The organism is Vannielia litorea (genome assembly GCF_018424695.1).
Classification (GTDB): domain Bacteria; phylum Pseudomonadota; class Alphaproteobacteria; order Rhodobacterales; family Rhodobacteraceae; genus Vannielia; species Vannielia litorea_A.
In genome coordinates, this window is the sequence record NZ_QTNQ01000068.1 from 1 (window position 1) to 23,349 (window position 23,349).

26 protein-coding genes and 1 other RNA gene are annotated in these 23,349 nt (G+C 67.1%); 22 read left to right on the top strand and 5 right to left on the bottom strand.

The features are described 5' to 3' along the window. The 13 genes from DYI42_RS18070 to DYI42_RS18130 form a co-directional block, all read left to right on the top strand. Positions 1-248 (top strand): hypothetical protein (locus DYI42_RS18070; RefSeq protein ID WP_213547766.1); only part of this gene is annotated, 248 nt, incomplete at its 5' end. Between the two features lie 80 nt (positions 249-328). Next, a complete protein-coding gene (locus DYI42_RS18075; RefSeq protein ID WP_213547768.1) occupies positions 329-643 on the top strand; it encodes a DUF1476 domain-containing protein in 315 nt (104 codons plus the stop codon). Positions 644-788: 145 nt separating this feature from the next. Continuing rightward, positions 789-2,867, top strand: coding sequence for a phosphatidylglycerol lysyltransferase domain-containing protein (locus tag DYI42_RS18080; protein WP_213547770.1), 2,079 nt, complete (start codon positions 789-791; stop codon positions 2,865-2,867). Positions 2,868-2,998: 131 nt separating this feature from the next. Continuing rightward, positions 2,999-3,283 carry a putative quinol monooxygenase gene (locus tag DYI42_RS18085; RefSeq protein WP_213547772.1) on the top strand — a complete coding sequence of 95 codons (285 nt, stop codon included), beginning with the start codon at positions 2,999-3,001 and terminating at the stop codon, positions 3,281-3,283. An 89-nt stretch (positions 3,284-3,372) separates the two neighbouring features. Then, positions 3,373-4,206 carry a DMT family transporter gene (locus DYI42_RS18090; RefSeq protein ID WP_213547801.1) on the top strand — a complete coding sequence of 278 codons (834 nt, stop codon included), beginning with the start codon at positions 3,373-3,375 and terminating at the stop codon, positions 4,204-4,206. Positions 4,207-4,366: 160 nt separating this feature from the next. After that, a complete protein-coding gene (locus DYI42_RS18095; protein ID WP_213547774.1) occupies positions 4,367-5,497 on the top strand; it encodes an outer membrane protein transport protein in 1,131 nt (376 codons plus the stop codon). 206 nt (positions 5,498-5,703) lie between these two features. Beyond that, positions 5,704-6,618, top strand: coding sequence for a DMT family transporter (locus tag DYI42_RS18100; RefSeq protein WP_213547776.1), 915 nt, complete (start codon positions 5,704-5,706; stop codon positions 6,616-6,618). 61 nt (positions 6,619-6,679) lie between these two features. Further along, entirely contained in the window at positions 6,680-7,549 is an 870-nt protein-coding gene (locus DYI42_RS18105) for an ATPase (RefSeq protein ID WP_213547778.1), read from the top strand. A 37-nt stretch (positions 7,550-7,586) separates the two neighbouring features. Further along, on the top strand, positions 7,587-7,979 hold the full coding sequence (locus tag DYI42_RS18110; RefSeq protein WP_244868004.1) for a Rid family hydrolase: 393 nt from the start codon (positions 7,587-7,589) through the stop codon (positions 7,977-7,979). Between the two features lie 67 nt (positions 7,980-8,046). Further along, a complete protein-coding gene (locus tag DYI42_RS18115) occupies positions 8,047-8,979 on the top strand; it encodes a homoserine O-succinyltransferase (protein ID WP_213547780.1) in 933 nt (310 codons plus the stop codon). A 63-nt stretch (positions 8,980-9,042) separates the two neighbouring features. Further along, positions 9,043-9,990: an alpha/beta fold hydrolase gene (locus tag DYI42_RS18120; RefSeq protein ID WP_244868005.1), complete on the top strand. Its 948-nt coding sequence runs from the start codon at positions 9,043-9,045 to the stop codon at positions 9,988-9,990. 53 nt (positions 9,991-10,043) lie between these two features. Then, entirely contained in the window at positions 10,044-10,913 is an 870-nt protein-coding gene (gene ppk2, locus DYI42_RS18125) for a polyphosphate kinase 2 (protein WP_213547782.1), read from the top strand. Beyond that, the gene (locus DYI42_RS18130; protein ID WP_213547784.1) at positions 10,913-11,530 is read left to right on the top strand and encodes a TetR/AcrR family transcriptional regulator; all 618 of its coding nucleotides are present in this window, start codon (positions 10,913-10,915) and stop codon (positions 11,528-11,530) included. The genes ppk2 and DYI42_RS18130 overlap by 1 nt, the downstream gene beginning before the upstream one ends. A gap of 172 nt (positions 11,531-11,702) precedes the next feature. On the opposite strand, the gene mbfA is transcribed toward DYI42_RS18130, so the two are convergent. After that, positions 11,703-12,680 carry an iron exporter MbfA gene (mbfA, locus tag DYI42_RS18135; protein WP_213547786.1) on the bottom strand — a complete coding sequence of 326 codons (978 nt, stop codon included), beginning with the start codon at positions 12,678-12,680 and terminating at the stop codon, positions 11,703-11,705. 52 nt (positions 12,681-12,732) lie between these two features. Then, on the bottom strand, positions 12,733-13,374 hold the full coding sequence (locus DYI42_RS18140) for an LCCL domain-containing protein (RefSeq protein WP_213547788.1): 642 nt from the start codon (positions 13,372-13,374) through the stop codon (positions 12,733-12,735). A 75-nt stretch (positions 13,375-13,449) separates the two neighbouring features. Here DYI42_RS18140 and ssrA point away from each other — a divergent pair. From ssrA to DYI42_RS18185, 9 genes are all read left to right on the top strand, one after another. Continuing rightward, positions 13,450-13,803, top strand: a transfer-messenger RNA (tmRNA) gene (gene ssrA / locus DYI42_RS18145). Between the two features lie 145 nt (positions 13,804-13,948). After that, positions 13,949-15,193, top strand: a complete 1,245-nt coding sequence (gene chrA / locus DYI42_RS18150) for a chromate efflux transporter (protein ID WP_213547789.1) — start codon at positions 13,949-13,951, stop codon at positions 15,191-15,193. 77 nt (positions 15,194-15,270) lie between these two features. Next, positions 15,271-15,741 carry an SspB family protein gene (locus DYI42_RS18155; RefSeq protein WP_213547790.1) on the top strand — a complete coding sequence of 157 codons (471 nt, stop codon included), beginning with the start codon at positions 15,271-15,273 and terminating at the stop codon, positions 15,739-15,741. Positions 15,742-15,835: 94 nt separating this feature from the next. Beyond that, positions 15,836-16,129 carry an antibiotic biosynthesis monooxygenase family protein gene (locus DYI42_RS18160; protein WP_213547791.1) on the top strand — a complete coding sequence of 98 codons (294 nt, stop codon included), beginning with the start codon at positions 15,836-15,838 and terminating at the stop codon, positions 16,127-16,129. A gap of 191 nt (positions 16,130-16,320) precedes the next feature. Then, positions 16,321-16,845 carry a class I SAM-dependent methyltransferase gene (locus DYI42_RS18165; protein WP_244868006.1) on the top strand — a complete coding sequence of 175 codons (525 nt, stop codon included), beginning with the start codon at positions 16,321-16,323 and terminating at the stop codon, positions 16,843-16,845. A gap of 142 nt (positions 16,846-16,987) precedes the next feature. Further along, a complete protein-coding gene (gene fumC, locus DYI42_RS18170) occupies positions 16,988-18,379 on the top strand; it encodes a class II fumarate hydratase (protein ID WP_213547793.1) in 1,392 nt (463 codons plus the stop codon). Then, positions 18,376-18,558: a DUF4169 family protein gene (locus DYI42_RS18175; RefSeq protein ID WP_213547794.1), complete on the top strand. Its 183-nt coding sequence runs from the start codon at positions 18,376-18,378 to the stop codon at positions 18,556-18,558. Before fumC ends, DYI42_RS18175 begins: the two co-directional genes overlap by 4 nt. Positions 18,559-18,782: 224 nt before the next feature. Then, complete coding sequence (locus DYI42_RS18180; RefSeq protein WP_213547796.1) at positions 18,783-19,568, top strand: Hint domain-containing protein; 786 nt, start codon at positions 18,783-18,785, stop codon at positions 19,566-19,568. A gap of 3 nt (positions 19,569-19,571) precedes the next feature. Continuing rightward, positions 19,572-19,799: a ribbon-helix-helix domain-containing protein gene (locus DYI42_RS18185; protein ID WP_213547797.1), complete on the top strand. Its 228-nt coding sequence runs from the start codon at positions 19,572-19,574 to the stop codon at positions 19,797-19,799. A 7-nt stretch (positions 19,800-19,806) separates the two neighbouring features. Here DYI42_RS18185 and DYI42_RS18190 read toward each other — a convergent pair whose 3' ends face one another. The 3 genes from DYI42_RS18190 to DYI42_RS18200 all read right to left on the bottom strand — a co-directional run bounded on the left by DYI42_RS18190 (position 19,807) and on the right by DYI42_RS18200 (position 23,332). Then, positions 19,807-21,168 (bottom strand): cytochrome P450, encoded by a 1,362-nt coding sequence (locus tag DYI42_RS18190; RefSeq protein ID WP_213547808.1) that lies wholly within the window; start codon positions 21,166-21,168, stop codon positions 19,807-19,809. 88 nt (positions 21,169-21,256) lie between these two features. Continuing rightward, a complete protein-coding gene (locus DYI42_RS18195) occupies positions 21,257-22,513 on the bottom strand; it encodes a hypothetical protein (RefSeq protein ID WP_213547799.1) in 1,257 nt (418 codons plus the stop codon). Positions 22,514-22,573: 60 nt separating this feature from the next. Next, a complete protein-coding gene (locus DYI42_RS18200; RefSeq protein WP_213547810.1) occupies positions 22,574-23,332 on the bottom strand; it encodes a cytochrome c biogenesis CcdA family protein in 759 nt (252 codons plus the stop codon). Between the last annotated feature and the right edge of the window lie 17 nt (positions 23,333-23,349).

Consider the following 23,349-nt stretch of genomic DNA (forward strand, 5'->3'; position numbering starts at 1 on the left):
ATGCCGCCCCGCCCGTCTCGCCCGTCTCGCGCGAAGACGAGGTGACCCAACTTCTGGTCAGCGCCGTCGCCGATGCCCTGCCGGAGGACGAGCAGGTGCCATGGCTCGACGCGCTCACCGCAGACCTCGAATCCGGGCGCACCGACGCCGCCCTCGCGCGCGCCCGCGATCTGCTGGCCCGCGGCAGCCGCCCCGAGCCCGTGCGCGCCGCCGCCGCCGCGCGTCTCGCGCAGCTGTTCGGGCTCTAGCCGCCTGCGGCCATTCATGCCTTCCCATCCCGACGCGCGGCACTTACATAGGGGCAAGGATCAGAAACCGGGAGGCCCCCATGTCCACCTTCGACGACCGCGAAAACGCCTTTGAAAACAAGTTCGCCCATGACGCCGAGATGCAGTTCAAGGCCGAGGCCCGCCGCAACAAGCTGCTCGGCCTCTGGGCTGCCGGCCTGCTCGGCAAGGCCGGCGACGAGGCGCTGGATTACGCCAAGGAAGTGGTGAAGGCCGACTTCGAAGAAGCGGGTGACGAGGACGTCTATCGCAAGGTCGCGGGCGACCTTGGCGACAAGGCCGACGAAGCCACCATCCGCGCCCAGATGAAGGCCCTGATGGCCGAGGCCAAAGCCCAGCTGATGGAAGAGAGCTGACAGGCGCTTCGGCCCGTCAGCCTCCACGATACCCCCATGTAAACGGCCGGCCCCGCCCGGCCGTTTCGCTTTTCAGGGCGGTGGTTAAGCCCTTGGTCACCCGGCCCTGCTAGCACCATGCGCAGGAATCCTTCCGGGAGTCGCAATGGGCAAGGTCACGCACGGGCTGCAACGGGCAGCGGGCACGCTGAGGCAGGCGGGTCTCGGGCGGCTGGTGCTGCGCCAGGGTCTGCCGATCCTGGGCGTGCTGGCGCTGCTGCCCCTGCTCGCCGGTTGGCTGCACGGCCTCGATTTTGCGGCGGGCTGGGCTGCGCTCTCCGATCTGCCCGGCAGCCGCTGGGTCGGTGCCCTCTGCATGACCACGGTCAGTTTCTGGGCGCTGGGGCGGTATGACCAGGCCATCCACCGGTGGCTCGCCACCGGGCAGAACGAGGAGGCCGTTCAGGGCGCAGGGGTCACCGCCATCGCCGTCAGCCAGTCTACCGGGTTCGGCCTGATCATCGGGGCGCTGCTGCGCTGGCGGATGCTGCCGGGGCTGGGGCTGGCCCGCGCGCTCGGCGTCACCGCCGCCGTCGCCCTGTCCTTCCTGGCCGGGTGGGGCCTGTTCACCTCGCTCTGCCTCGTGCTGCTGCCGTCAGCCTTCCCCTATGCCGAGGCGCTGGGGCTGGCGGGCCTTGCGCTGGGGGGCTTCGTGGTGGCGCTTTGCCTCTGGCCGCCCTACTGGGGCGGGCTGTCGCGCCTGCCGCGCCTGCCCTCCATCTGGCTCGCCGCCCGCATCGCCGTCTTCGCCAGCCTCGATTGCGCCGCCGCTGCGCTGGCCTTCTGGCTGCTGCTGCCGCCCGAGGCGGGCCTGCCCTTCCTTGCGCTGCTGCCCGCTTTCCTGCTGGCGCTGGGCGCGGGGATCATGGGCGGCACGCCGGGGGGCGCAGGGCCGTTCGAGGCGGCGCTCGTGCTTCTTCTGGCACAGGTCGACGGCGCGGCGCTCTCCTGCGCGATCCTCGGGTTCCGTCTCGTCTACTACGCGCTTCCTGCGGGCATGGGGCTGCTGGCGGCGGCAGTGGGGCCAATGCGCTCGCTGGCCACCCTGCGGCAGGAACGCCACGCGCAGTCGAGCCACCGCCCCACCTTCCGCCGCGCCGGGGAGCCGCCCTCGGCCGATCTCGGCTGGCACCTCGCCACCGCGCGCCGGGCCGAGGCCGGGCTGATCCGCCAGGGCGAGCTTGGCTGGCTCGAAGCGCCCGGCGCAGGCGGAGGCTGGGCCGCCGGGCCCACCGGCTCGGCCCTCGTTGCCATCGGTGCGCCCTTCGGGCCCTGGGGCGCGCGGCGGCACTGGCTGGCCGCTCTGCGCGCCGAAGCCCGGGCGCGCGGGCTTGCACCGGTGATCTACAAGGCAGGCCACCGCATGGCCGCCACCGCCCGCCGCGCGGGCTTTCGCCTGCTTCCCGTGGCGGAAGAAGCGGTGCTGGACCCGATGGGGTTTTGCATCGACAGCCCGGATCACCGGCAATTGCGCCGCAAGCTGCGCCGCGCCGAGAAGGCAGGGCTCGAGATCACCATCGAGCACGGCCCGCCTGCCCCCGAGACCGCTGCCGAAATGGCCGCGATCTCCGTCGCATGGGAGGCCGGGCGTGGCGGGTCGCGCGGCTTTTCGATGGGGCGCTTCTGCCCGATCTACATCGGCCACCAGTCTCGCGTCGTCGCCCGGGCCGGGGGGCAGATGCTCGGCTTTGCCAGCTTTCATGTCTCCACCCGCGAATGGGTGCTCGACCTGATGCGCACCCGGCCCGAAGGCGCCGCCACAAGCGAGGCCGCCCCGGATGGCACCATGCACGCCCTCGTCACCCGCGCCATCGAAGAGGCCGCACGTCGCGGCTGCCAGCGCTTCTCCCTCGCGGCCGTGCCCCTGCGCGGCCCCGCCGCGGAGGGCGCGACGCCCGAGCCCCGGCTCTTCGCCGCCCTGCGCGCCCGGCTCGACACGGCCTCTGGCGGGGCCGGCCTGCGCCAGTTCAAGGCCTGCTTCGCACCGCGCTGGGAGCGGCTCTATCTCGCCGCGCCCACCCGCCTTGCCCTGGCCTTCGCCGCCGTCGACATCGCCCGCCGGATCGCCCGACCGCGCCCCATGCCCCGCCTCGGCCCCCAGCATGCCGCGCCCGGACGCTACGCCCCCGCAGCCGCGCCGGACGCGGCGCAGGACCAGGTGTTGCCCCTGCGCCGCGCGTCCTGACCGGCCTCTGCACCTATGCCGCCACGGCGGCCCCCTTGCCCGGCCTCCGGCGCGCCGCGCGCGCCCTGCACGCCAGCGCTTGACCTTCCCCGCCCGGCAGACCACCTTCCGCGCGCACAAGGGAGGGCACCATGGGAAAGATCCACGTCACCGGCAGGCTGGTCTGCAAAACGGAGGCCGAGGCCGAGATCGCCCGTACCCACCTGCCCGAGCACATCCGCCTCTCCCGCGCCGAGCCGGGCAACCTGCGCTTCGACCTCACCCAGGGCGAGGATCCGATGGTCTGGCACCTCGACGAGCTCTTTGAAAGCGCCGAAGCCTTCGCCGCGCACCAGGCGCGCACGAAGGACAGCGCCTGGGGCAAGGCCTCCTCCGGTATCACCCGTGAGTTCACCGTCTCCGAGGAGGAGGCGTGAGCGTCACGCCCCCCTCACCGGGCGAGCTTGCGCCGGCCGGCACCGCCGCGCGTGCCCGCGCGCCCGAGGCCCATGCCCTGCTTCCGGCCATGGCCTGGATGCTGGGCACCATCGCCTCCTTCGCCACCATGGCGGTGGCGGGACGCACGGTGTCGGAGGAGCTCGACACCTTCGAGATCATGACCTACCGCAGCTTCGTCGGCATCGCGATCGTCGTGGCCGTCGGGCTGGCCACGCAGAAGCTGGGCCAGATCTCCACGCGCAACCTGCACCTGCATTTCGCGCGCAACCTCTTCCACTTCGCCGGGCAGAACCTGTGGTTCTTTGCCATCGCCACGGCTCCCCTGGCACAGGTCGTCTCCATCGAGTTCACCTCGCCGCTCTGGGTCATCCTGCTGGCCGCGCTCTTCCTGGGCGAACGCTTCACCGCCGTAAAGATGGTGACAGCCCTGATGGGCTTTCTGGGCGTGCTGGTCGTCTCCCGCCCCGACCTCGCCAACCTGGACCCCGGCCTCACCGCGGCCGCGGCCGCCGCCATCGGCTTTGCGCTTACCGCTGTCTTCACCAAGCTGCTGACCCGGCAGGCCACTGTGCTTTGCATCCTGTTTTACATTACTACGATGCAGGCGGTCTTCGGGCTCATCTGCGGCTTCCTGGATGGCGAGATGGCCTGGCCCTCCACCGCGGCCCTGCCCTTCGTGGTCCTCATCGGCTTCGCCGGGCTCTCGGCCCACTTCTGCCTCACCCGGGCCCTGTCGCTGGCGCCCGCGTCCATCGTGATGCCGATGGATTTCCTGCGCCTGCCGCTGCTCGCCTTCGTCGGAATGGTCTTCTACGGCGAGTCGCTGGATCTCTGGGTGGTTCTGGGTGCAGGCCTGATCCTGACCGGCAACTTCATCAACCTTCGCGCGAACGCGAAATAACCGGCTTCGCCCCCACCTGTGTGCTTCCCGACACGGTTTTTGCGACATTCGAGCCGCTCCGGCAGCGTTTCACGCTCTGACGCAGGGTAACAAATTGACGCCTCATCACGGTGTCCTCAAAAAGGTGTCAATCGGGAGACACTTCGGGGAGGAGACCGAAATGAAACGCACTATTAGCGCCACCGCCGCCCTTCTGGCCACCACCGCCGCCGCCTCCGCGGGCGGCATCGAGCGGGCCAACCAATCCGTTGCCTTCCTCTTCGAGCAGGGCAGCTACGCCGAGTTCAGCATCAGCCGCGTCAGCCCCGACGTGTCGGGCACAGCCACCTTCGGCCCCTTCGCCGGGGCCCAGTCGGGCGACATGACAGGCGGCTACACGAGCCTCGGCTTCGCCTACAAGACCGACCTCAATGACCGGCTCTCGCTGGGGATCCAGTTCGAGCAGCCCTATGGCGCCGATGTCGATTACGCCCCCGGCACCGCCTACCCCTACTCGGGCTCCAACGCCGACCTCGACACCTCCGAGGTCAAGCTGCTTCTGAAGTACAAGATGGATGGCGGCTTCTCCGTCTACGGCGGCCTGCGGATGCAGAACGTGGATGGCAACGTGAACGTCGTGGTCCCCGCCGCCTCGCTCAACTACAACCTTGTCGCCCCGAACCAGACCAAGCTCGGGTATCTCGTGGGCGTCGCCTACGAGAAGCCCGAGATCGCCATGCGCATCGCGCTGACCTACAACTCCGCGATCACCCAGGAATTCCAGGTGACCGAGGACTTCTCCGGCGGTCTCGCCCCCGGCGTGCCCACCAGCTTCGAAACCGAGTTCCCGCAGTCCCTCACGCTGGAAGCTCAGACCGGCATCGCCGAGGGCACCCTGCTGCTCGGCTCGGTGCGCTGGGTCAACTGGTCGGCCTTCGACATCACCCCCACGCTCTACGGCGGGGCCATCGGCAGCCTGGTGGATTACGAGGATGACGTGATCACCTACACCCTCGGGATCGCGCGCCGTTTCACCGATGATTTCGCCGGGATCGCCACCATCAGCTACGAAAACGCCAATGGCGGCTTCGCCGGCAACCTCGGCCCGACAGACGGGCGCACCTCGATCGGGCTCGCGGGCCGCTACACCGTGGGCAAGGCCACCATCACCGGCGGCATCAACTACAGCTGGATCGGCGATGCGCAAACCCAGGCCCCCGCGGCCTTCACCGGCGGCGCCGTCGCCCCGCTGGCCGACTTCGAAGACAACACCGCGCTGGGTGTCGGCATCCGCGTCGGATACAACTTCTGACCGCAGCCGCGGAACAGAGGGACAGGGAAAGGCCCCGGGCACCGCGCCCGGGGCTTTTTCGTTTACGGCAGCCCACCCCGCGCCGCGTGATCCTCGGGCCTGACCCGAGGATCTTCCCCCGGGCTCTCACCGCTGCCGCGCGCCGCGACGGGCGTTACCGCAATTTCCGGGTCGCCCCACCGCGCGCGGCCCGCTAGGTAGGCGCCATGACAGGCTCCAACGACATTTCCGCCCGCGCCTGGGCCGAGCTTCTGCTTCTGGGGCTGATCTGGGGCGCCTCCTTCCTGTCGATCCGGGTGGCGCTCGACGAGGTGAGCGTGCTTTCCTCGGTCTGCCACCGGGTCGGCTGGGCGGCGCTGGTGCTTTGGGGGCTGGTCTGGCTCAGGGGCGAGGCCGTGCCACGCGGCGCGGCGCTCTGGGGCAGCTTCGCGGTGATGGGCCTGCTGAACAACGTGCTGCCCTTCACCCTCATGGCCTGGGGGCAGCTCTCTATCGAAAGCGGGCTGACCTCGATCCTCAATGCCTTCACCGCCGTCGCCGGGGTGCTGGTGGCTGCCCTCGCCTTTGCCGACGAGCGGCTCACCGCGCGCCGCCTCACGGGCGTCTGCCTCGGCTTTGCGGGCGTGGCCGTCACCGTCGGCCCCGCCGTGCTCGCGGGCTTCTCCCTGCGATCTCTGGCGCAACTCGCGGTGCTGGCGGGCACGCTCTGCTACGCGCTGGCAGGCGCCTGGGCGCGGATCAGGCTGCGCGGCCTCTCGCCCCTCGTCGCCGCCGCCGGGATGCTCACCTGTTCCACGCTCATGCTTGTTCCGCTCACCCTCGCACTCGAAGGCGGCATCGACCTGCCCACCAGCCTGCACGGCACCGCCGCCATCGCCTATTACGCACTCATCGCCACCGCCTGCGCCTACCTGCTCTATTACCGCGTGCTCGCCATGGCAGGCGCGGGCAACCTGCTGCTGGTGACCCTGCTGATCCCGCCGGTCGCCATCGGCCTCGGCGCGCTGGTGCTGAACGAGGCGCTCCACCCCCGCGCCTACGCCGGTTTCGCCTTGCTGGCCGCCGGGCTCATCGTGCTCGACGGGCGACTGTGGCGGCGCATCCGGGGCACAACCGCCTGATTCCGCTGGACCGCCCCCGCCCCGGCGCGCTACCCCTCGCCCCGAAGCGACGAGGGACGCCATGATCTATGAAACCGCAGCCGACTGGCAGGCCGCAGACCGCAAGCGCGTGCTGCTCTTCGGCATGTCCGGCCTGGGCAAAACCCACCTGAGCCAGCTCCTGCGCGACAGCGGGCAGTGGTTTCACTACTCGATCGATTACCGCATCGGCACCCGCTACATGGGCGAGCGGATCACCGACAACGCCAAGCGCGAGGCAATGAAGGTCCCCTTCCTGCGCGAGCTGCTGATGACCGACAGCATCTACATCGGCTCCAACATCACCTTTCACAACCTCGCCCCCGTCTCCACCTACCTCGGCAAGCCGGGCAGCCCGGAGAAGGGCGGCATGGAGATGGTGGAATACACCCGCCGCCAGGCCCAGTTCCGCGAGGCCGAAGAGAACGCCCTGCGCGATACCGGCTATTTCATCGAACGGGCCGAGGCGCTCTACGGCTACCCGCATTTCATCTGCGACACCGGCGGCTCGATCTGCGAATGGGTGGACCCGGAGGATATAGCCGATCCGCTGCTGACGGAACTCAGCCGCCAGTGCCTGATGGTCTGGATCGAGGGCAGCGAGGCGCATACCGCCGAGCTGATCCGCCGCTTCGACAAGGCCCCCAAACCCATGAGCTACCGCCCAGATTTTCTGGCCCGCGTCTGGGCCGAATATCTGAGCGAAAACAACCTCGAAGAGGCCGATGTTGACCCGGATGCCTTCATCCGTTTCACCTATGCCAAGGCCCTCGCCCATCGCCAGCCGCTCTACGAGGCGATGGCTAAGAACTGGGGCGTCAGCATCACCGCCGACGAGGCCAAGGCGGTGACCAGCGAAGAAGCCTTCAACCAGCTCATCGCTCGCGCCCTTGAGCGCAAGACCCACACCTGAGCAAGGACTGACCAGCTGACATTAGGAGGACCGAACCATGCGCCAGCTCATCTCCAACGGTAACCCGATGGAAGAAATCGTCGGCTTCAGCCGAGCCGTCCGCGTCGGCCCCTATATCTCTGTTGGCGGCACGGCCCCGGTGGACGCCGAAGGTAACACCGTGGGCGTGGGGGATGTCTTTGCACAGACCACGCAGTGTTTCGAGATCATCAAGGCCGCGCTTGAAGAGGCCGGATCGGGCTTGCAGGATATCGTTCGCACCCGCGTCATCCTGACCGATATCGACAGATGGAAAGAGGCGATCGACGCCCGCAAACCCTACTGTGTCAACGCACGGCCCGTCGATACGATCATGGCCGTCACCCGCTTCGTGAATCCCGAGTGGCTCGTCGAAATCGAGGTCGATGCCGTTATCGCCGATACTGTCTGATGCTTGAACCCGGCCCCATTCGCCCCAGATAGCCCCCACCAACCTTTCAATCCACAGGCTCGCACCCATGCCCATCACCCTGCCCTCCGACCTTCCCGCCTATGCCGTGCTCGAGCGCGAGGGCGTGATGGTCATGGGCGAGGGCCGCGCGCACAGTCAGGATATCCGGCCCATCCGCATCGGGCTGCTCAACCTGATGCCCAAGAAGATCCAGACCGAAACCCAGTTCGCCCGGCTCATCGGCGCGACGCCCCTCCAGATCGACTTTCAGCTGATCCGGATGAGCGAGCACGAGACGAAGAACACCGCCGCCGAGCACATGGAGGCCTTCTACCGGCCGTTCTCCGAGGTCGAGGCAAGCGGGCAGAAGTTCGACGGGCTCATCATCACCGGCGCACCCATCGAGCACCTGCCCTTCCAAGAGGTCACCTACTGGCCCGAGCTGCAACGGGTGATGGACTGGACGCAAAGCCACGTCCATTCCACCTTCGGCGTCTGCTGGGGCGGGATGGCGATGATCAACCACTTCCACGGTGTGCCCAAGCACCTGCTCGATCACAAGCTCTTCGGCTGCCTGCGCCACGCCAACCTCGCGCCCGCCTCGCCCTACCTGCGCGGCTTCAGCGATGACGTGCTGATCCCGGTCAGCCGCTGGACCGAGATGAAGACCGAGGAGGTGGAGGCCGCCGGGCTGAACATCCTGATCGGCTCCGACGAGGCCGGCCCCTGCCTGGTGGAAGATCCGGGCCACCGCGCGCTCTACATCTTCAACCACTTCGAATACGACAGTGGCACGCTGAAGGAAGAGTATGACCGTGACGTGGATGCCGGCACGCCGATCAACGTGCCCGTAAACTACTACCCTGATGACGACCCGAGCCAGAAGCCGCTCAACCGCTGGCGCTCCCACGCCCACTTGCTCTACGGCAACTGGATCAACGAGATCTACCAGACGACGCCGTTCGACATGGCGCAGATCGGGACAGATACCGCCTCGTGATGAAACTCCCCGCCGCCCCGCTGCGTATCCACGGTGGATGAAGTGGATAAGAGGCGCCTGAGGATGATATCGAAGATGTGGATCGCCGGCCTCGGGCTCGTCGCCCTGATCGGACTGCTTGCGGGCTGTTCCGCCAGCCAGCGCCGCGCCGCCGAGGCCGCCTACCCGCCCGTCGGGCCGGTGGTGGAGGTGGCTGGCAAGCGGGTGCATTACGTCGAGGCCGGGCGCGGCCCTGCGGTGATCCTCATCCACGGCGCGGGTGGCAACCTGCGCGATTTCACCTTCCGCATGGTGGATGCACTCGACGATCGCTACCGCGTCATCGCGGTCGATCGCCCCGGGCTGGGCCATTCCGAGGCGCTGCCCGGCGGTGGCACGCCCCAGCAGCAGGCCGCCATCCTCGATGCGCTCGCCGCAAAACTGGGGGTGCGGAAGGCGGTGATCGTCGGCCACAGCTACGGCGGCGCGGTGGCCATGGCCTGGGCGGTGGAGCAACCCGAGCGGGTGGCCGCCGTGGTGTCGCTCGCCGGGGCGACGATGCCCTGGGACGGCCCGCTTGACGGGTTCTACTCGCTCACCGGCTCGCCCGCGGGACGCACCTTCGCCGTGCCCGTCATCTCGGCGCTGGCCTCCGAACAGCGGATCGAAAGCGCGCTGGCCGACATTTTCAAGCCCCAGGCCCCGCCGCCCGGCTACCTCGACCACGTGGGCGCGCCGCTGACGGTGCGGGCCGAAACCCTGCGCAACAACGGCCAGCAGGTGCTCAAGCTCAAGGCCTCCCTGCAAAAGCTCGCACCCCGCTACCCGTCGCTGCGCATTCCGGTCGAAATCGTCCATGGCACCGCCGACACCACGGTGGGCATCGACGTGCATGCCCGTCCCATGGCCGCGCTCATCCCCGGCGCCCGTGTGACCGCCCTGCCCGGCGTCGGGCACATGCCGCACCATGCCAACCCGCGCGCAACACTCGACGCCATCGACCGCGCCGCCGCCCGCGCCGGATTGCGCTGAGCCCCACGCACGCCCATACTGCCCAAGCCTTTTCAACCGCTTGGACACGCCCCATGACCAACCTCCCCTTTGACGGTGCGATCTCGAAATTCTTCAACGAAGAGGCGCCTCAAGACCTGCGCGAGGCGGTCAAGGAGGCCGAGGGCAAGACCATCCTCGAGGACTATCCCTACGACAAGCGGATGGATAAGGACGACTACGAAGACACGCTGGAGGCGCTCCAGATCGAGTTGGTTAAGATGCTCGCTTGGATCAGGGAAACAGGTGCCCGCGTTGCGGTGGTGTTTGAAGGGCGCGACGCCGCCGGCAAGGGCGGCACCATCAAGCGATTCCGTGAAAACCTCAATCCGCGCTCGGCCCGCGTCGTGGCCTTGTCGAAGCCGACCGAAACCGAGGCCAGCGAATGGTATTTCCAGCGCTATGTCCGCCAACTGCCAGCGGGCGGCGAGTTCGTGATGTTCGACCGCAGTTGGTACAATCGCGGCGTTGTCGAAAAGGTCTTCGGCTTCTGCACGGACGCGCAGCGCAAACATTTCTTCACCCAGTTGCCGGGCTTCGAACAGATGCTGACAGAGGATGGCATCCACCTCGTCAAACTCTGGCTCAACGTCGGGCGCGCCGAGCAGCTTGGCCGCTTTCTGGAGCGCGAGGACGACCCGCTGAAACAATGGAAGCTGTCGTGGATCGACGTGGAAGGCCTGAAAAAGTGGGAGGACTACTCCGCCGCCATCCGTGAAACCTTCGCCATGAGCCACACCGCCCGCAATCCCTGGGTCGTGATCCGCTCCGACGACAAGCGCCGTGCCCGTATCGCCGCCATCCGTGCGGTTCTGAGCCGCCTCGACTACACCGGGAAGGACGAGAAACTGGTGGCCACCCCCGACCCGAAGATCTGTGGCGGCCCGGAGATCTGGTCGGCCTGATGGCCCGGCGCGGTTACCATCACGGCAATCTCCGCCAGGCACTGGTGGAGGCGGCGATCCGGCTCATCGAAGAGAAGGGGCCGCAGGGCTTTACCCTTTCGGAAGCCGCGAAAGACGCGGGCGTGACGCCGGCTGCCGTCTATCGCCATTTCGAGGGTCGCGAAGACCTGCTGGCCGAGGTCGCCAAGCAGGGCTACGCGATCTTCGGCGACGTAATGGAACACGCTTTCGAGCAGGGCCAGCCCTCGGCCATCCGCAGCTTCGAAGCCACGGGCCGCGCCTACCTCGCCTTCGCCCGCAAGTTTCCCGGCCATTACCAGGCGATGTTCGAAGCGGGCCTCTCCCTGGCGCGCGACCCCGACCTCGCCAGAGGGGCCGCCCGCGCGCAAGCCGTGCTGGAGCGCGCCGCCGCCGGCCTGGCCGACCGCCTACCACCGGAAAAGCGCCCCCCCGCCGCGATGTTCTCGGCCCATGTCTGGGCCATGTCACACGGGGTGGTGGAGCTCTTCGCGCGCGGCAGCCCCGGCACCCGCGCGCCCTTCCCGCCCGAAGAGCTGCTGGAGACCGGAATCGGGATTTACCTGAGGGGGTTGGGGCTGATCGAGCCGGACGAATAGACTTTAATTAAAATGCGCGCCTTCGGCGCATTCTATCTATTTGTTTTTGAGTATTTTCAGCAAGAAAATGAACAGTGTGCATTTAGTTCAAGTTGTCACAACCTGCGGGCAAAGCGCGGCCTTGTTTCATTTTCTTGCTCCAAATATCTCCCGCCGGAGGCACAAAAACTCGTCAGCCGCCGCCGATCAATATCCCCGCACCCAGCACCAGCGCGCCGCCCAGCACCACTTGCAGGGCGGCCCGGAAGAAGGGGGTGTCCATGTAGCGGTTCTGGATCCAGGCAATCGCCCAGAGTTCTACGAAAACGACGATCAGCGCGATCACAGTCGCCGTCCAGAAATGCGGGATGAGGTAGGGCAGCGCGTGGCCGAGGCCGCCCAGCGTTGTCATCACGCCGGAGGCCACCCCGCGCTTCCAGGGTGAGCCACGCCCCGAGAGCTGGCCATCGTCGCTCGCGGCTTCCGTGAAGCCCATGGAGATGCCCGCGCCGACGGAGGCGGCGAGGCCGACGAGGAAGGTCGTCCACGGGTCTTGCGTGGCGAAGGCGGTGGCGAAGATCGGGGCCAGGGTGCTCACCGAGCCATCCATCAGCCCGGCGAGGCCCGGCTGCACCCAGGTGAGAACGAACTGGCGGTGGGCGGAGAGGTCTTCCTCCTCGCGCGTCTCGCCATCGAGGTGCCGCTCTTCCAGCGCCCCGGCCTTCTTTTCGTGGCCTGCCTCGGCGGCAGCGAGATCGCCCAGGAGCTTGCGGGTTTCGGCGTCCTGCGTGCGAGATGCGGCGGTGCGGTAGAACTGCTCGGCCTGGCGCTCCATGTCGGCCGCCAGTTCACGCATCTTATCCAGCGGCAGGTTCTCGGCCAGCCAGACCGGGCGGCGGGCGTAATAGCCGGAAACATGTTCGCGCCGGATCAGCGGGATCACCTCGCCAAACCGGGCCTGGTGCCGTTCGATCAGGCGGCGGCGGTGGGCGTCTTCCTCCACAGCCATCTCCTCGAACATCTGCGCCGTGCCCGGAAACTCCTCGCGCAGCCGTTCGGCAAAGCCCCGGTAGATGCGCGCATCGTCTTCCTCTGAGGAGATCGCAAGCGCGAGCACTTCCTGTTCCGTGAGGTCCGAGAAGCGCTTGCGGGAGGAGAAGAAGCCGATCATGGGCGCAGTCTAGCCCCCGCGGCACGCAGCGTCAGGGGCCAGAATGTCGCGCTCAGTTTTGGTTGAAGACGATCGAAAAATCGTAGCCGCCCCAATCACTTGTGGCCACGCCACCGGCTTCGGAGGCGGTGTAGGTCTTCAGCCCCGGCACCCGCAGCACCGTCACATCGCCGCCGGCCTCGCCAACCGCGCCCGCGTGAAAGGCGGCCGCGCAGATGTCACTGTCTCCGGTGTAGGGCCCCGAGCCCCAGACATCCCGCTGGCGGCTGGCATCTGCCGGGCAGAAGCAGCTGTGGCTCTCGGTGCCACTCGGGAAGCGGCTGCATTTGGCCAGCTCCGATGTGGCCGCAGGCGGCGGGAAGGCGATGGATTGGGCGAAGCTGCCCCAGTCGCGGGTGGTCACGCCATTGGCCTCCGATCCGGTGTAGCTGGCCTGCCCCTCCACGGTTTTCAGGGAGACCATGCCGCCCTCCGGCCCGATCACGCCGGCATGGCGCGCCGCAGTGCACACGTTGCTGTCGGCGGTATAGGGCCCCGAGCCCCAGACCGAGCCCGGCGCGGCATTCGCCTCGCAGAAACAGCTCCAGCCGGCCTTGTCGGTGGTATAGTCCGAACAGCTGGGCGCTACGGATTCTGCCGCGGCAGCGGTGCCAAGAACAGCGGCGAAGGCACTGAGGTAAATGGTGTTTTTCATCTGGTGACTCCTTGGAAAGACTTGCTTCGAAATGACAATGAGAAGAGTGTAACCGCCCCGCCCGCTGCCGGAAAGTGCCTTGAATTTGCCCCGCCCCGCGCCTATCTATGAGGTGTTCCGGCGACGGGACTATGGACATAAACGCGCTCGTAATAAGCGGATCGGACCCGGGGGCGGTACCCGGCGGCTCCACCAAACTCTCTCGTTGGGGGATCATGGGGCCGAAACAGGATCGACGAACGTCTAAAGGGGTTAGCTTTGTCTCGGTGAGGTACCACCGATATCGGTCCGTTAAGCATAATTGCCAACGACAATCGTGCTCCGGTCGCTCTCGCTGCTTAATGCAGCGCGAAAGATCGAAATCTTAAGTCCTTGCCTCTAGCCAGGTAAGGCGGGGTTCGCAGGCACCTGGCAACAGAAGCCTGCACTTTACTTCCCACCCGCATCTCCCGACTCCGCAGATGGCTGTGCCATCCGCTCTGTCGGGCAACGCGCATCGCCTTCGGCGCTACACTTGGGCAACAGAAGCCTGCACTTTACTTCGCCGTCATATTCCCCCGTCATGCCCACTGTCATGACCGTCCCCCTCTCCACCCTCACCCGCACCTTCGCCCGCATCGGCCTGCTCTCCTTCGGCGGCCCTGCGGCGCAGATCGCGCTGATGCATGAGGAGCTGGTCGAGCGGCACAAGTGGCTGACCGAAAAGCAATATCTCTCCGCCCTGTCCTTCTGCATGATGCTCCCCGGCCCCGAAGCCATGCAGCTTTGCACCTATGCGGGCTGGCGGCTGCGTGGCATTCCGGGCGGGCTGATCGCGGGCACGCTTTTCGTGCTGCCCGGCGCGCTGGTCGTGCTGGCCCTCGCCCTGGCCTATGCCACCTGGGGGCAGGTGCCGCTGGTGCAAAGCCTCTTTCTCGGCATCCAGGCCGCCGTGGTGGTGATCGTGGTGCAGGCGCTGATCAAGCTCGCCAAACGCGCCTTCGGGCCGGGGTTCATGGCCGAGGGGCTGGCGCTCGCCGCCCTCGCCTTTCTTGCCATCTATGCGGTCCACCTGCCCTTCCCGCTCATCATCGCCGCCGCCGGGCTCTGGGGCGCACTGCGCGGTGCCGTCACCGCCCCGGAACCAGCACCTGTGCTTCCCCCCGGCACCGCCCGGCGCACCGGGATGACCGTGGTCACTTTCCTTGCGCTTTGGGTCGCCCCCTTCGCCCTCGTCGCGGGCTCCGAGCTGCTCACCGAGATCGGCCTCTTCTTTTCGCAGCTCGCCGTCGTCACCTTCGGCGGGGCTTACGCGGTGCTGGCCTACATGACGCAGGAGGTCGTCAGCACGCAAGGCTGGCTCACCACGCAAGAGATGATCGACGCGCTGGGACTGGCCGAAACCACGCCCGGCCCGCTGATCCTCGTCACCGAGTTCACCGCCGCGCTCACCGGCGCCAAGGTGAGCCTCGGCACCGCGCTGGCCGCCGCCGCGCTGACCCTCTGGGGCACCTTCATCCCCTGTTTCCTATGGATCTTCGCCGGTGCGCCCTACCTCGAATGGATCACGCATCAGCCCCGCCTCGCCGGTGCGCTGAGGGCGATCACCGCCGCCGTGGTTGGCGTGATCGTCAATCTGTCGCTCTGGTTCGCGCTGCATGTGCTCTTTGCCGAGGTGCACACCGCCGGCCCGGCCCTGCCCGTGCTCTCCACGCTCCAGCCGCGCGCCCTTGTGCTCACGGTGCTTGCGGCCGTGCTGATGCTGGCGCTGCGCCGCGGGATGGCCACCACGCTGGCCCTCATGGCGCTGGCCGGGCTGGCCACGGGCCTGCTGACCTAGCCGCCATTTCGGACCTGTCATTCAGCTTCGAATCCCTTATGCTGACGGCAAAGAAACACCCTGAGGGCCCCCCGCCGATGAGCACAGAAATCGACTATGGCAGACTGATGCACCGGGCGATGCGCAGCCTGATCCGCGATGTTCTGGCCGAGGTCGCGGAGCGGGGGCTGCCCGGGCAGCACCACTTCTTCATCACCTTCGACACCCGCGCCGAGGGGGTCGACATCGCCGACTGGCTGCGCGAGCGCTACCCCGAGGAGATGACGGTGGTGATGCAGCATTGGTTCGATGATCTCGATGTCACCGACGATGGCTTCTCGGTCACCCTCAACTTCGGCGACGCACCGGAGCGGCTGGTGATCCCCTATGATGCCATCGCCACTTTCGTGGACCCCTCGGTGGAATTCGGCCTGCGCTTCGAAAGCCAGGAGGAGGACGAGGACGAAGAGGATGACAGCATCGCCCCCGCCCCCATGGCCGAGAACGTGGAAGAGAGCGAAGAGCAGCATGACGCCGAGGTCGTGAGCCTCGACAGCTTCCGCAAGTAAGCCGCCCAGTCCCTCGCCTCCCCCCCGCGCCCCGAGCCCCGGGCGCTTTGTGCTATGATGCGCCTGTCAGTTTCTGTTCAGGGAGGACAGGCAGATGATCATGCGCATATTCCAGGTCGTGACCCGCCCGGGCAAGGAGGCGGAGTTTGCCCGCTTCTTCCACGACACCGCCATACCGCTGATGAAGAGCACCCCCGGCATCGCCCAGGTGCTGCCCGGCGCCGCCCGGCCCGAGAGCCCGCGCGAGTTCAGCTTCGTGATGGTCTGGGAGAGCCTGGAGGCGCTCAAGGCCTTTGTCGGCGAGGATTACACCACGCCCCATATCGACCCGGCAGAAGACGCGCTCGTTGAGTCGCGCAGCATCCGGCACTACGATCTCGCCGCCTGAGAGGCTGCGCAGAAGGCGTTTCTTGATGGTTTGGAAACAGCCGCGCAACGGCTCTGTTTCAGCTTGGTGAAACTTCAGTAACAGGCGTGATCGGCGCTTGCCTGTGCGCGGAGCGCCGGTGCAACTGAGGCCAGTCTCACAGCTCCAGAGGGCCTGCCATGCCGAGCGATTTTGCCGTGTTTCTCTCAGAAATGTTCCGCAAACCCGGCGAGGTGGTGGCCGTCGCGCCCTCCTCCGCCGCCGTCGCCCGCAAGATGACCGAGGGGCTGGAGGCGATCGAAGGCCCGATTGTCGAGATCGGGCCGGGCACCGGCGCTTTCACCAAGGCGATCCTCCAGCGCGGCGTTCATCCCTCGCGGCTGACCTGCATGGAAACCAACACGCGCTTCTGCGAAACCCTCCGGCAGAAATTCCCGGGCGTGAACGTGCTCAACCGCCCCGCGCAGGACATCGCAAAAACCGGCCTTTCCGGCATCGGTGCTGTCATCTCCGGCGTCCCGGTGCTGGCCCGTCCGACGATCCAGCGCGAGGTGGTCGGCCGCGCGCTGGAGGTCATGCGCCCCGGCGGCATCTTCGTGCAGATCACCTACTCCCCTGGTAGCCCGATCAGCCCCGAGATGCAGGCCGAACTCGGCGTCAGCGCCCGCCGCCGCGGCATCACCTGGGCCAACCTGCCGCCGGCGCACGTTTGGGTGTTTACCCGCCGGGCGCAGTAGGGGCTTGCTCGTCCGCCCTTCGAGGCGTCCTCGCGAAGAGGCGCCCGGGGGCGGCGATGAGCGCCGTTTGCGCTAACCCACCATTGACCGTCGCGCGCCTTCCGGTATGTCTCCCCCGACATCACCAGCAAAGGGCGCAGTCATGGCCGATACCCGTACCGAGACCGATAGCTTCGGGCCACTTGAAGTTCCTTCCGACAAGTATTGGGGCGCCCAGACCCAGCGCTCGATCATGAACTTCCCGATCGGCTGGGAAAAGCAGCCCACCGCCATCGTGCGCGCGCTCGGCGTCATCAAGCAGGCCTGTGCCGAGGCGAACAAAGCCTCCGGCAAGCTGGATGCCAAACTGGCCGACGCCGTGATCCAGGCCGCCTCCGAGGTCGTCGCCGGCAAGTTCGATGACAACTTCCCCCTCGTCGTCTGGCAGACAGGCTCGGGCACCCAGAGCAACATGAACGCCAATGAGGTCATCGCCAACCGCGCCATCGAGATCCTCGGCGGCGAGATCGGCTCCAAGGACCCGGTCCACCCGAACGACCATTGCAACATGGGCCAAAGCTCCAACGACACTTTCCCCACCGCCATGCACATTGCCGCCGCCATGTCGGTGCGCGACGTGCTGATGCCGGGGCTGGAAAAGCTGGCCAGCGGGCTGGAGGCGAAGGCCGAAGAGTTCAAGGACATCATCAAGATCGGCCGCACCCACACGCAGGATGCCACGCCGCTCACGCTGGGGCAGGAGTTTTCGGGCTACGCCGCGCAAATCCGCAATGGCATCAAACGTATCGAGGCCGCCCTGCCGGGGATCTACGAGCTGGCCCAGGGCGGCACCGCCGTGGGAACCGGGCTGAACACCTCGCCGGGCTGGGGCGAGACGGTGGCCGCCAACATGGCCAAGATCACCGATCTGCCCTTCGTCACCGCGCCCAACAAGTTCGAGGCGCTGGCCGCCCATGACGCGATGGTCTTCCTCTCCGGCGCGCTCAGCACCGTGGCGGGCGCGATGTACAAGATCGCCAATGACATCCGCTTCCTCGGCTCCGGCCCCCGCTCCGGCCTCGGCGAGCTGATCCTGCCGGAGAACGAGCCGGGCAGCTCAATCATGCCCGGCAAGGTGAACCCGACCCAGGCCGAGGCGATGACGCAAGTCGCCGCCCACGTCATGGGCAATGACGCCGCCATCAAGTTTGCCGGCAGCCAAGGCCACTTCGAGCTGAACGTCTACAACCCGATGATGAGCTACAACCTGCTCCAGTCGATCCAGCTTCTGGGCGACGTGGCCGACAGCTTCACCGAGCGGATGCTCTCGGGCATCGAGGCCAACAAGCCGCGCATCCAGAAGCTGATGCAGGAAAGCCTGATGCTGGTGACGGCGCTGGCCCCCACCATCGGCTACGACAACGCGACCAAGGTTGCCAAGACCGCCCACAAGAACGGCACCACCCTGAAGGAAGAGGCCATCGCGCTTGGCTTCGTCGATGAGGAGACCTTCGACAAGGTGGTGCGGCCGGAAGACATGATCGGACCGAAATGAGCGAAAAGCCGGTCAACCTGAACCGGTTTCGCAAAGACAGGGCGCGGGCCGAGAAGAAGGCCCGCGCCGACCAGAACGCCGCCTTCCACGGTCTGACCAAGGCCGAGAAGGCGCGCGCGAAGGCGGAGGCCGCGCGGGAGGCGCAGGCGCACGAGCAAACCCGGCGCGACGAGGACTGAACCGGCGCGCAGCGGGGGCCAGCCCCCGCACCCCCGGAGTATTTGCAGCAAGAAAATGCAACACCGCCGGGCATATTTGCCACAGCTCGAATCGCTCTGATGAGCGGGGAATCGCCCGCCACATTCTTGCCGCATTTCGGCCCGACCTTCGCCACCAGACCCGGACAACCGGGCAAAAATCATGAGGCAGGCGCGGGGCCACTCCCCGCGAGACGGAGACGGGAATGGGGACCGAGCTGGCACGGGCACCGCGGTTGACGCGGGCCGAACTTCAGGCTGACATCAAGGAATTCACCGCGCATACCGCCGTTGATACGGGCGTGTTCGCAAAGGCTTACGTGGCGCCGGGGCTGGCGCGGCTGTTGCCCGCCGCGCGGCGGTTGAGCCGGGCCGCCAAACCCGCCATCAGGAGCTTTGCTGCGGATCCGACCCCCGGCGTCTGGCTGGAAAGCGCGATCTCGGCCCATGCCCGCATTCTTACCCCCGACGGCGCCGTGCCCGCGGGTCAGCTGCGCACGGGCGACATGGTTGACACCAAGGACATGGGCCCGCTTCGCATCAAGTGGGTAGGCCTCACCCGCCTCACGCGCGAACAGCTCAGCGCCTGCCCGGCGCTCTGCCCGGTGCGGGTGCGCGCCGGAACCATTAACGGCACCTATCCGCGCCAGGATCTGGAGATCTCGCCCAACGCCGGCCTGCTGATGCGCTCCAACACCAACCCTGAGGACGAGCAATTGGTCTCGGCCACCGCCCTCAGCCGCCACGACGGGTTCTGCAAGTCGATCCCGCGCAACGGCATCACCTACGTCCAGATTCTGCTGGAGCGGCACGCCGTGATGGTGGTTGAAGGGCTGGAGATGGAAAGCTTCCACCCCGGCAACCTGCGCCCGGTCAGGGAAGAGGCGGGGCTCTGGTCAGAGATCATGGCCGCCCTGCCCGAACTGGAACATGAGCTGGCCGGCTACGGCCCGCGCGTGCGCCCGGCGCTGCGTGACCGCGCCCGGCGCTAGGCCATGGCGCGGCCCGAAAAGCACTCGCTGACACTCGCCGGGCACCGCACCTCCGTGTCGCTCGAACCCGAGTTCTGGCGCGCCTTTCGGAAGATTGCGGAGGAAAAAGACATTCCAATCAATGCCTTGGCTGCCGCAATTGATGCAGATCGCGGCGTGGAGCGTGGCCTGGCCTCGGCCATCAGGGTCTTCGTTCTGGGCTACTACATGAAGCTGGCGTCCAAGGCATGAGCCACCCTCAGCGCGGCGCCACGTTCAGGTGAATCCCCTCGGCCGCCCGCACCGTCAGATGCGCCACCGGGCGCGGTACCCTGCTCTCCACCGTTGAAAACCGCAGCCTACGCAGGAGCATCGCCAGGATCAACGGCCCCTCCACCATCGCAAACCCCGCCCCCGTGCACACCCGCGCACCTGCGGAAAACGGCATGTAGGCCTCCCGCCCGCACCGCCTGCCCTCCTCGGTCTGCCAGCGGTCGGGGTCAAAGCCATCCGGGTTGCTCCACAGCCGCGCGTGCCGCTGCTGGTGCCAGGGGCTCAGCACGATCTGCGCCCCGGGCTTCACCGCGCGCTTGCGGAAGGTTTCCGGCTTCACATTCTCCCGCACCATCATCGGCACTGGCGGATAAAGCCGCAGGGTTTCGCGGAAGACATCTCGGATGAATTTCAGGCGGGAGATATCGGAAAACGAAGGATTTTCCGGCAAGCCATCCGCCTCCGCCGCCGCCCGTGCCTGCACCTCGGGAAAGGCCGCCAGAAGGTAGAGCGCCCAGGCGAGCGCGGAGGCCGAGGTCTCGTGCCCTGCGAGGAAGAAGATCGCCACCTGGTCCACCATCTCCCCGGTCTCAAACCGCTCCCCCGTCAGCGGGTCCGCCGTGGTCATGATCTTCGTGGCTAGGTCATCGGGCGCATCGCCCGCCGCGATCTCAGCCGCCCGTGCCGCCGTCAACTCGGTGATGAGCGCCCGGATCGAGGCCGCCGTGCGTTTCACTTCCCGGCTGTGAAACCGCGGCACCCAGCGCGGCAGCGGCAGGAAGGCGGCGATGTTCAGGATCGGCTGGGCCCGCTGGTAGGCGCGAAACTCGGAGAAGACCCGCGCTGCGATCTCATGCTCGATCGGGATCGAGAAGAGCGTGCGGAAGATCACATCCGCCGCCGCATGGCTCGTCTCTTCTTCCACCTCCACCTCGCCCGCGCGGGCCTCCATCCGCGCCACGCAGGCCCGCGCCGCCTCCAGCATCGCCGGAAAGGTCTCGCGCAGCCGTCCGCCCTCGAAGGAGGGGTCGATGATCCGCCGCTGGCGCTTCCAGGTCTCGCCATTGGTCACGAACACCGAGTTGCCAAGCAGCGGCGCCAGCCCCTCACGCACCCGGTTGGATTTGGGAAAATCGTCGGGCCGCGACTTCAGCACGAGGTCCACCAGCGCGGGCTCGTTCACCAGGTAACTGCGAAAGAACGGGGTGCGAAACTCGGCCATCCACGCGCGGTAGAGCTTGGCCGGCTGGGCCGAGAGAATATCCTGCCGAAACAGGCGGATATAGTTGCGCAACGATGTCTTCTCAGGTCGCGAGGGCGGCTTTGGCGGCAGATGCGGGCAGGTCATCGTGGGGTCATCCTCGGGCTCGACCCGAGGATCTCCCGCCAACGGGCCCTCGGGTCAAGCCCGAGGCTGACGGCGCAGGGAAGAAAATTCATGCCGCCCGCGAGGTGTAGCGCGAGGCGGGGGTTTCGATCCGGCTCTTCGAGGGCAGCCGCTCTGCATAGCGTGCAGCGAGTGAAAGCGGCCCGGCAGTGATCAGGAAGTAGTCGTAATCCCCGGGGCGGTCAAAGGCACAGAGATACTGGAAATGCAGGCGGAAGAACCGCCGCTTGATCTCGGCCCATTTCTCCGGCGAGAGCGTCTGGGTGAAGGCGGCCGAGAACACCAGGGGCCAGCGCTTGCCGTGCTCGGGCATAACGCCTGTCACCGCCACCGGGTCACAGAGCGCAAAGGCGCAGCCGTCTCCCGGCGCGCTCACATCGACCCAGGTGACCTGGTCCCATTGGCAGAGGTCATGCAGATCGGCGCGCAGCCTGTCGGCCTTGGGCAGAAAGCTCACCATCGGCACCACATGGCCCAGCGTCAGAAATCCGAGACGCGGCCCCTCGCCCTGCCGCCAGCCGCTGCGCATCAGGTCCGCCAGCACCGAGATGCCGATATGCGCGCCCGAGCTGTGTCCAACCACCAGCACCTCGTCCACATTGCTCGCCAGCGCCTCCTCCACCCGGGCGCGAAACGCGGCAATCCGCGCCTCCAGCTCTGGCGGATTGCCGCCCTTGTGGCGGGCGGAATAGCTGTAGTCGTGCATCAGATAATAGGCAAAAAACTTGTTGTCGTGCTTGCGAAACCAGCTGAGCACGCCCCATGCGACGGCGACGAAAAGGATGATCCCCAGCATCGCGCCCGTCACCCCAAGATGCACCGGCACCGGCAGTTGCAGCAGCGCCGAGGCCCCCAGCCGGGCGGCCCCGTAGCCGAGCGCCACGGCCAGCAGCAGCTGCCCGAGCAGGAAGACAATCGGGTAGAGCGCGGCGATCACCGGCCCCTTGCGCAGCCGCATCAGCCGGAAGAGCGCACCCGAGGCGATATAGGTCCATGCGGTGCGCAGCAGCATTGCATAGGTTGCCGGGATCGAGGGGTTCATCGAGGCCTTCACGATGTCCGACCAGAGTAACACCTCGATCTGAGCCTGCGTCTCCGCCCCGCCAACCACGCTGTCCACGCCCCAGGCAAAGGGCCCCTGCCCCTTCAGCGGGCGTTGCGAGATATCATAGCCCGAAATTTCCGCCTGCGCCGCACTCTCCTTGCGATAGAGCTCGCGGTAGCGGCGCGGATGAAACGGATCATAGCCGGGGATATAGATCACCCGGCGGCGTGCCACATCCTGCTCTGCCCTCGTCTCAGCCATGGCCCCTATCCTTGCCGTTCCGGCGCTCTTAGCAAGGGATTTTGGCGAAACTAGGGAGCGTCACCCCACCGTCGCCAGCGCCGGAAACATCTCGAGCAGCCAGTAGGAGAAATCCGAGAAGGCGCCGGTGAGCATCAGCAGCCCCACCGTCCAGAGCAGCAGCCCCATGATCCGCTCGATCTGGCCCATGTGCCGCTTCATCCAGCCCATCAGCCCCTTGAGGCGCGGGAAGAAGGCGGCCACGGCAATGAACGGGAGGCCCAGCCCGAGGGCGTAGAGCGCCAGCAGGAAGGCCCCGCGCGCCACATCGCCCTCCATCGCCGCCATCGAGAGGATCGCACCAAGGATCGGCCCCAGGCAGGGGGTCCAGCCGAAGGCAAAGGCGAGGCCCAGCACATAGGCCCCCAGCGCCGAACCGCCCCGGTCGCCCGCGTCGATCCGCGCCTCGCGGTTGAGAAACGGCAGGGTGAAAACGCCGAGAAAATGCGCGCCGAACACCATGATGACGAGCCCCGCCCCCATGGTGAACCATTCGCGGTTCTGGAGGAACACGCCCCCCAGCGCCGAGGCCGCCGCGCCGAGCAGCAGGAAGACGGTGGAGAGGCCCAGCACGAAGAACCCCGCCGCCACCAACACCCGCCGCCGCCCGGAAGAAGCCGCGCTGCCCTCCATCTCGTCCATCGAGATCCCGCCCATATAGGCAAGGTAGGGCGGCACGATCGGCAGCACGCAGGGGCTGACGAAAGAGATCAGCCCGCCCACGATGGCGATGAGAATGGCCGGCAAAAGCGCGGCGTCCATGATGTCGATGCCAAACATGCCCTCCCCTTTAAGCC

Bases quoted from the DNA above. Each gene is read 5' to 3' on its own strand.
- DYI42_RS18075 (WP_213547768.1), top strand. From the start codon at position 329: ATGTCCACCTTCGACGACCGCGAAAACGCCTTTGAAAACAAGTTCGCC.
- DYI42_RS18080 (WP_213547770.1), top strand. From the start codon at position 789: ATGGGCAAGGTCACGCACGGGCTGCAACGGGCAGCGGGCACGCTGAGG.
- DYI42_RS18085 (WP_213547772.1), top strand. From the start codon at position 2,999: ATGGGAAAGATCCACGTCACCGGCAGGCTGGTCTGCAAAACGGAGGCC.
- DYI42_RS18090 (WP_213547801.1), top strand. From the start codon at position 3,373: ATGGCCTGGATGCTGGGCACCATCGCCTCCTTCGCCACCATGGCGGTG.
- DYI42_RS18095 (WP_213547774.1), top strand. From the start codon at position 4,367: ATGAAACGCACTATTAGCGCCACCGCCGCCCTTCTGGCCACCACCGCC.
- DYI42_RS18100 (WP_213547776.1), top strand. From the start codon at position 5,704: ATGACAGGCTCCAACGACATTTCCGCCCGCGCCTGGGCCGAGCTTCTG.
- DYI42_RS18105 (WP_213547778.1), top strand. From the start codon at position 6,680: ATGATCTATGAAACCGCAGCCGACTGGCAGGCCGCAGACCGCAAGCGC.
- DYI42_RS18110 (WP_244868004.1), top strand. From the start codon at position 7,587: ATGCGCCAGCTCATCTCCAACGGTAACCCGATGGAAGAAATCGTCGGC.
- DYI42_RS18115 (WP_213547780.1), top strand. From the start codon at position 8,047: ATGCCCATCACCCTGCCCTCCGACCTTCCCGCCTATGCCGTGCTCGAG.
- DYI42_RS18120 (WP_244868005.1), top strand. From the start codon at position 9,043: ATGATATCGAAGATGTGGATCGCCGGCCTCGGGCTCGTCGCCCTGATC.
- ppk2 (WP_213547782.1), top strand. From the start codon at position 10,044: ATGACCAACCTCCCCTTTGACGGTGCGATCTCGAAATTCTTCAACGAA.
- DYI42_RS18130 (WP_213547784.1), top strand. From the start codon at position 10,913: ATGGCCCGGCGCGGTTACCATCACGGCAATCTCCGCCAGGCACTGGTG.
- mbfA (WP_213547786.1), bottom strand. From the start codon at position 12,680: ATGATCGGCTTCTTCTCCTCCCGCAAGCGCTTCTCGGACCTCACGGAA.
- DYI42_RS18140 (WP_213547788.1), bottom strand. From the start codon at position 13,374: ATGAAAAACACCATTTACCTCAGTGCCTTCGCCGCTGTTCTTGGCACC.
- chrA (WP_213547789.1), top strand. From the start codon at position 13,949: ATGACCGTCCCCCTCTCCACCCTCACCCGCACCTTCGCCCGCATCGGC.
- DYI42_RS18155 (WP_213547790.1), top strand. From the start codon at position 15,271: ATGAGCACAGAAATCGACTATGGCAGACTGATGCACCGGGCGATGCGC.
- DYI42_RS18160 (WP_213547791.1), top strand. From the start codon at position 15,836: ATGATCATGCGCATATTCCAGGTCGTGACCCGCCCGGGCAAGGAGGCG.
- DYI42_RS18165 (WP_244868006.1), top strand. From the start codon at position 16,321: ATGTTCCGCAAACCCGGCGAGGTGGTGGCCGTCGCGCCCTCCTCCGCC.
- fumC (WP_213547793.1), top strand. From the start codon at position 16,988: ATGGCCGATACCCGTACCGAGACCGATAGCTTCGGGCCACTTGAAGTT.
- DYI42_RS18175 (WP_213547794.1), top strand. From the start codon at position 18,376: ATGAGCGAAAAGCCGGTCAACCTGAACCGGTTTCGCAAAGACAGGGCG.
- DYI42_RS18180 (WP_213547796.1), top strand. From the start codon at position 18,783: ATGGGGACCGAGCTGGCACGGGCACCGCGGTTGACGCGGGCCGAACTT.
- DYI42_RS18185 (WP_213547797.1), top strand. From the start codon at position 19,572: ATGGCGCGGCCCGAAAAGCACTCGCTGACACTCGCCGGGCACCGCACC.
- DYI42_RS18190 (WP_213547808.1), bottom strand. From the start codon at position 21,168: ATGACCTGCCCGCATCTGCCGCCAAAGCCGCCCTCGCGACCTGAGAAG.
- DYI42_RS18195 (WP_213547799.1), bottom strand. From the start codon at position 22,513: ATGGCTGAGACGAGGGCAGAGCAGGATGTGGCACGCCGCCGGGTGATC.
- DYI42_RS18200 (WP_213547810.1), bottom strand. From the start codon at position 23,332: ATGTTTGGCATCGACATCATGGACGCCGCGCTTTTGCCGGCCATTCTC.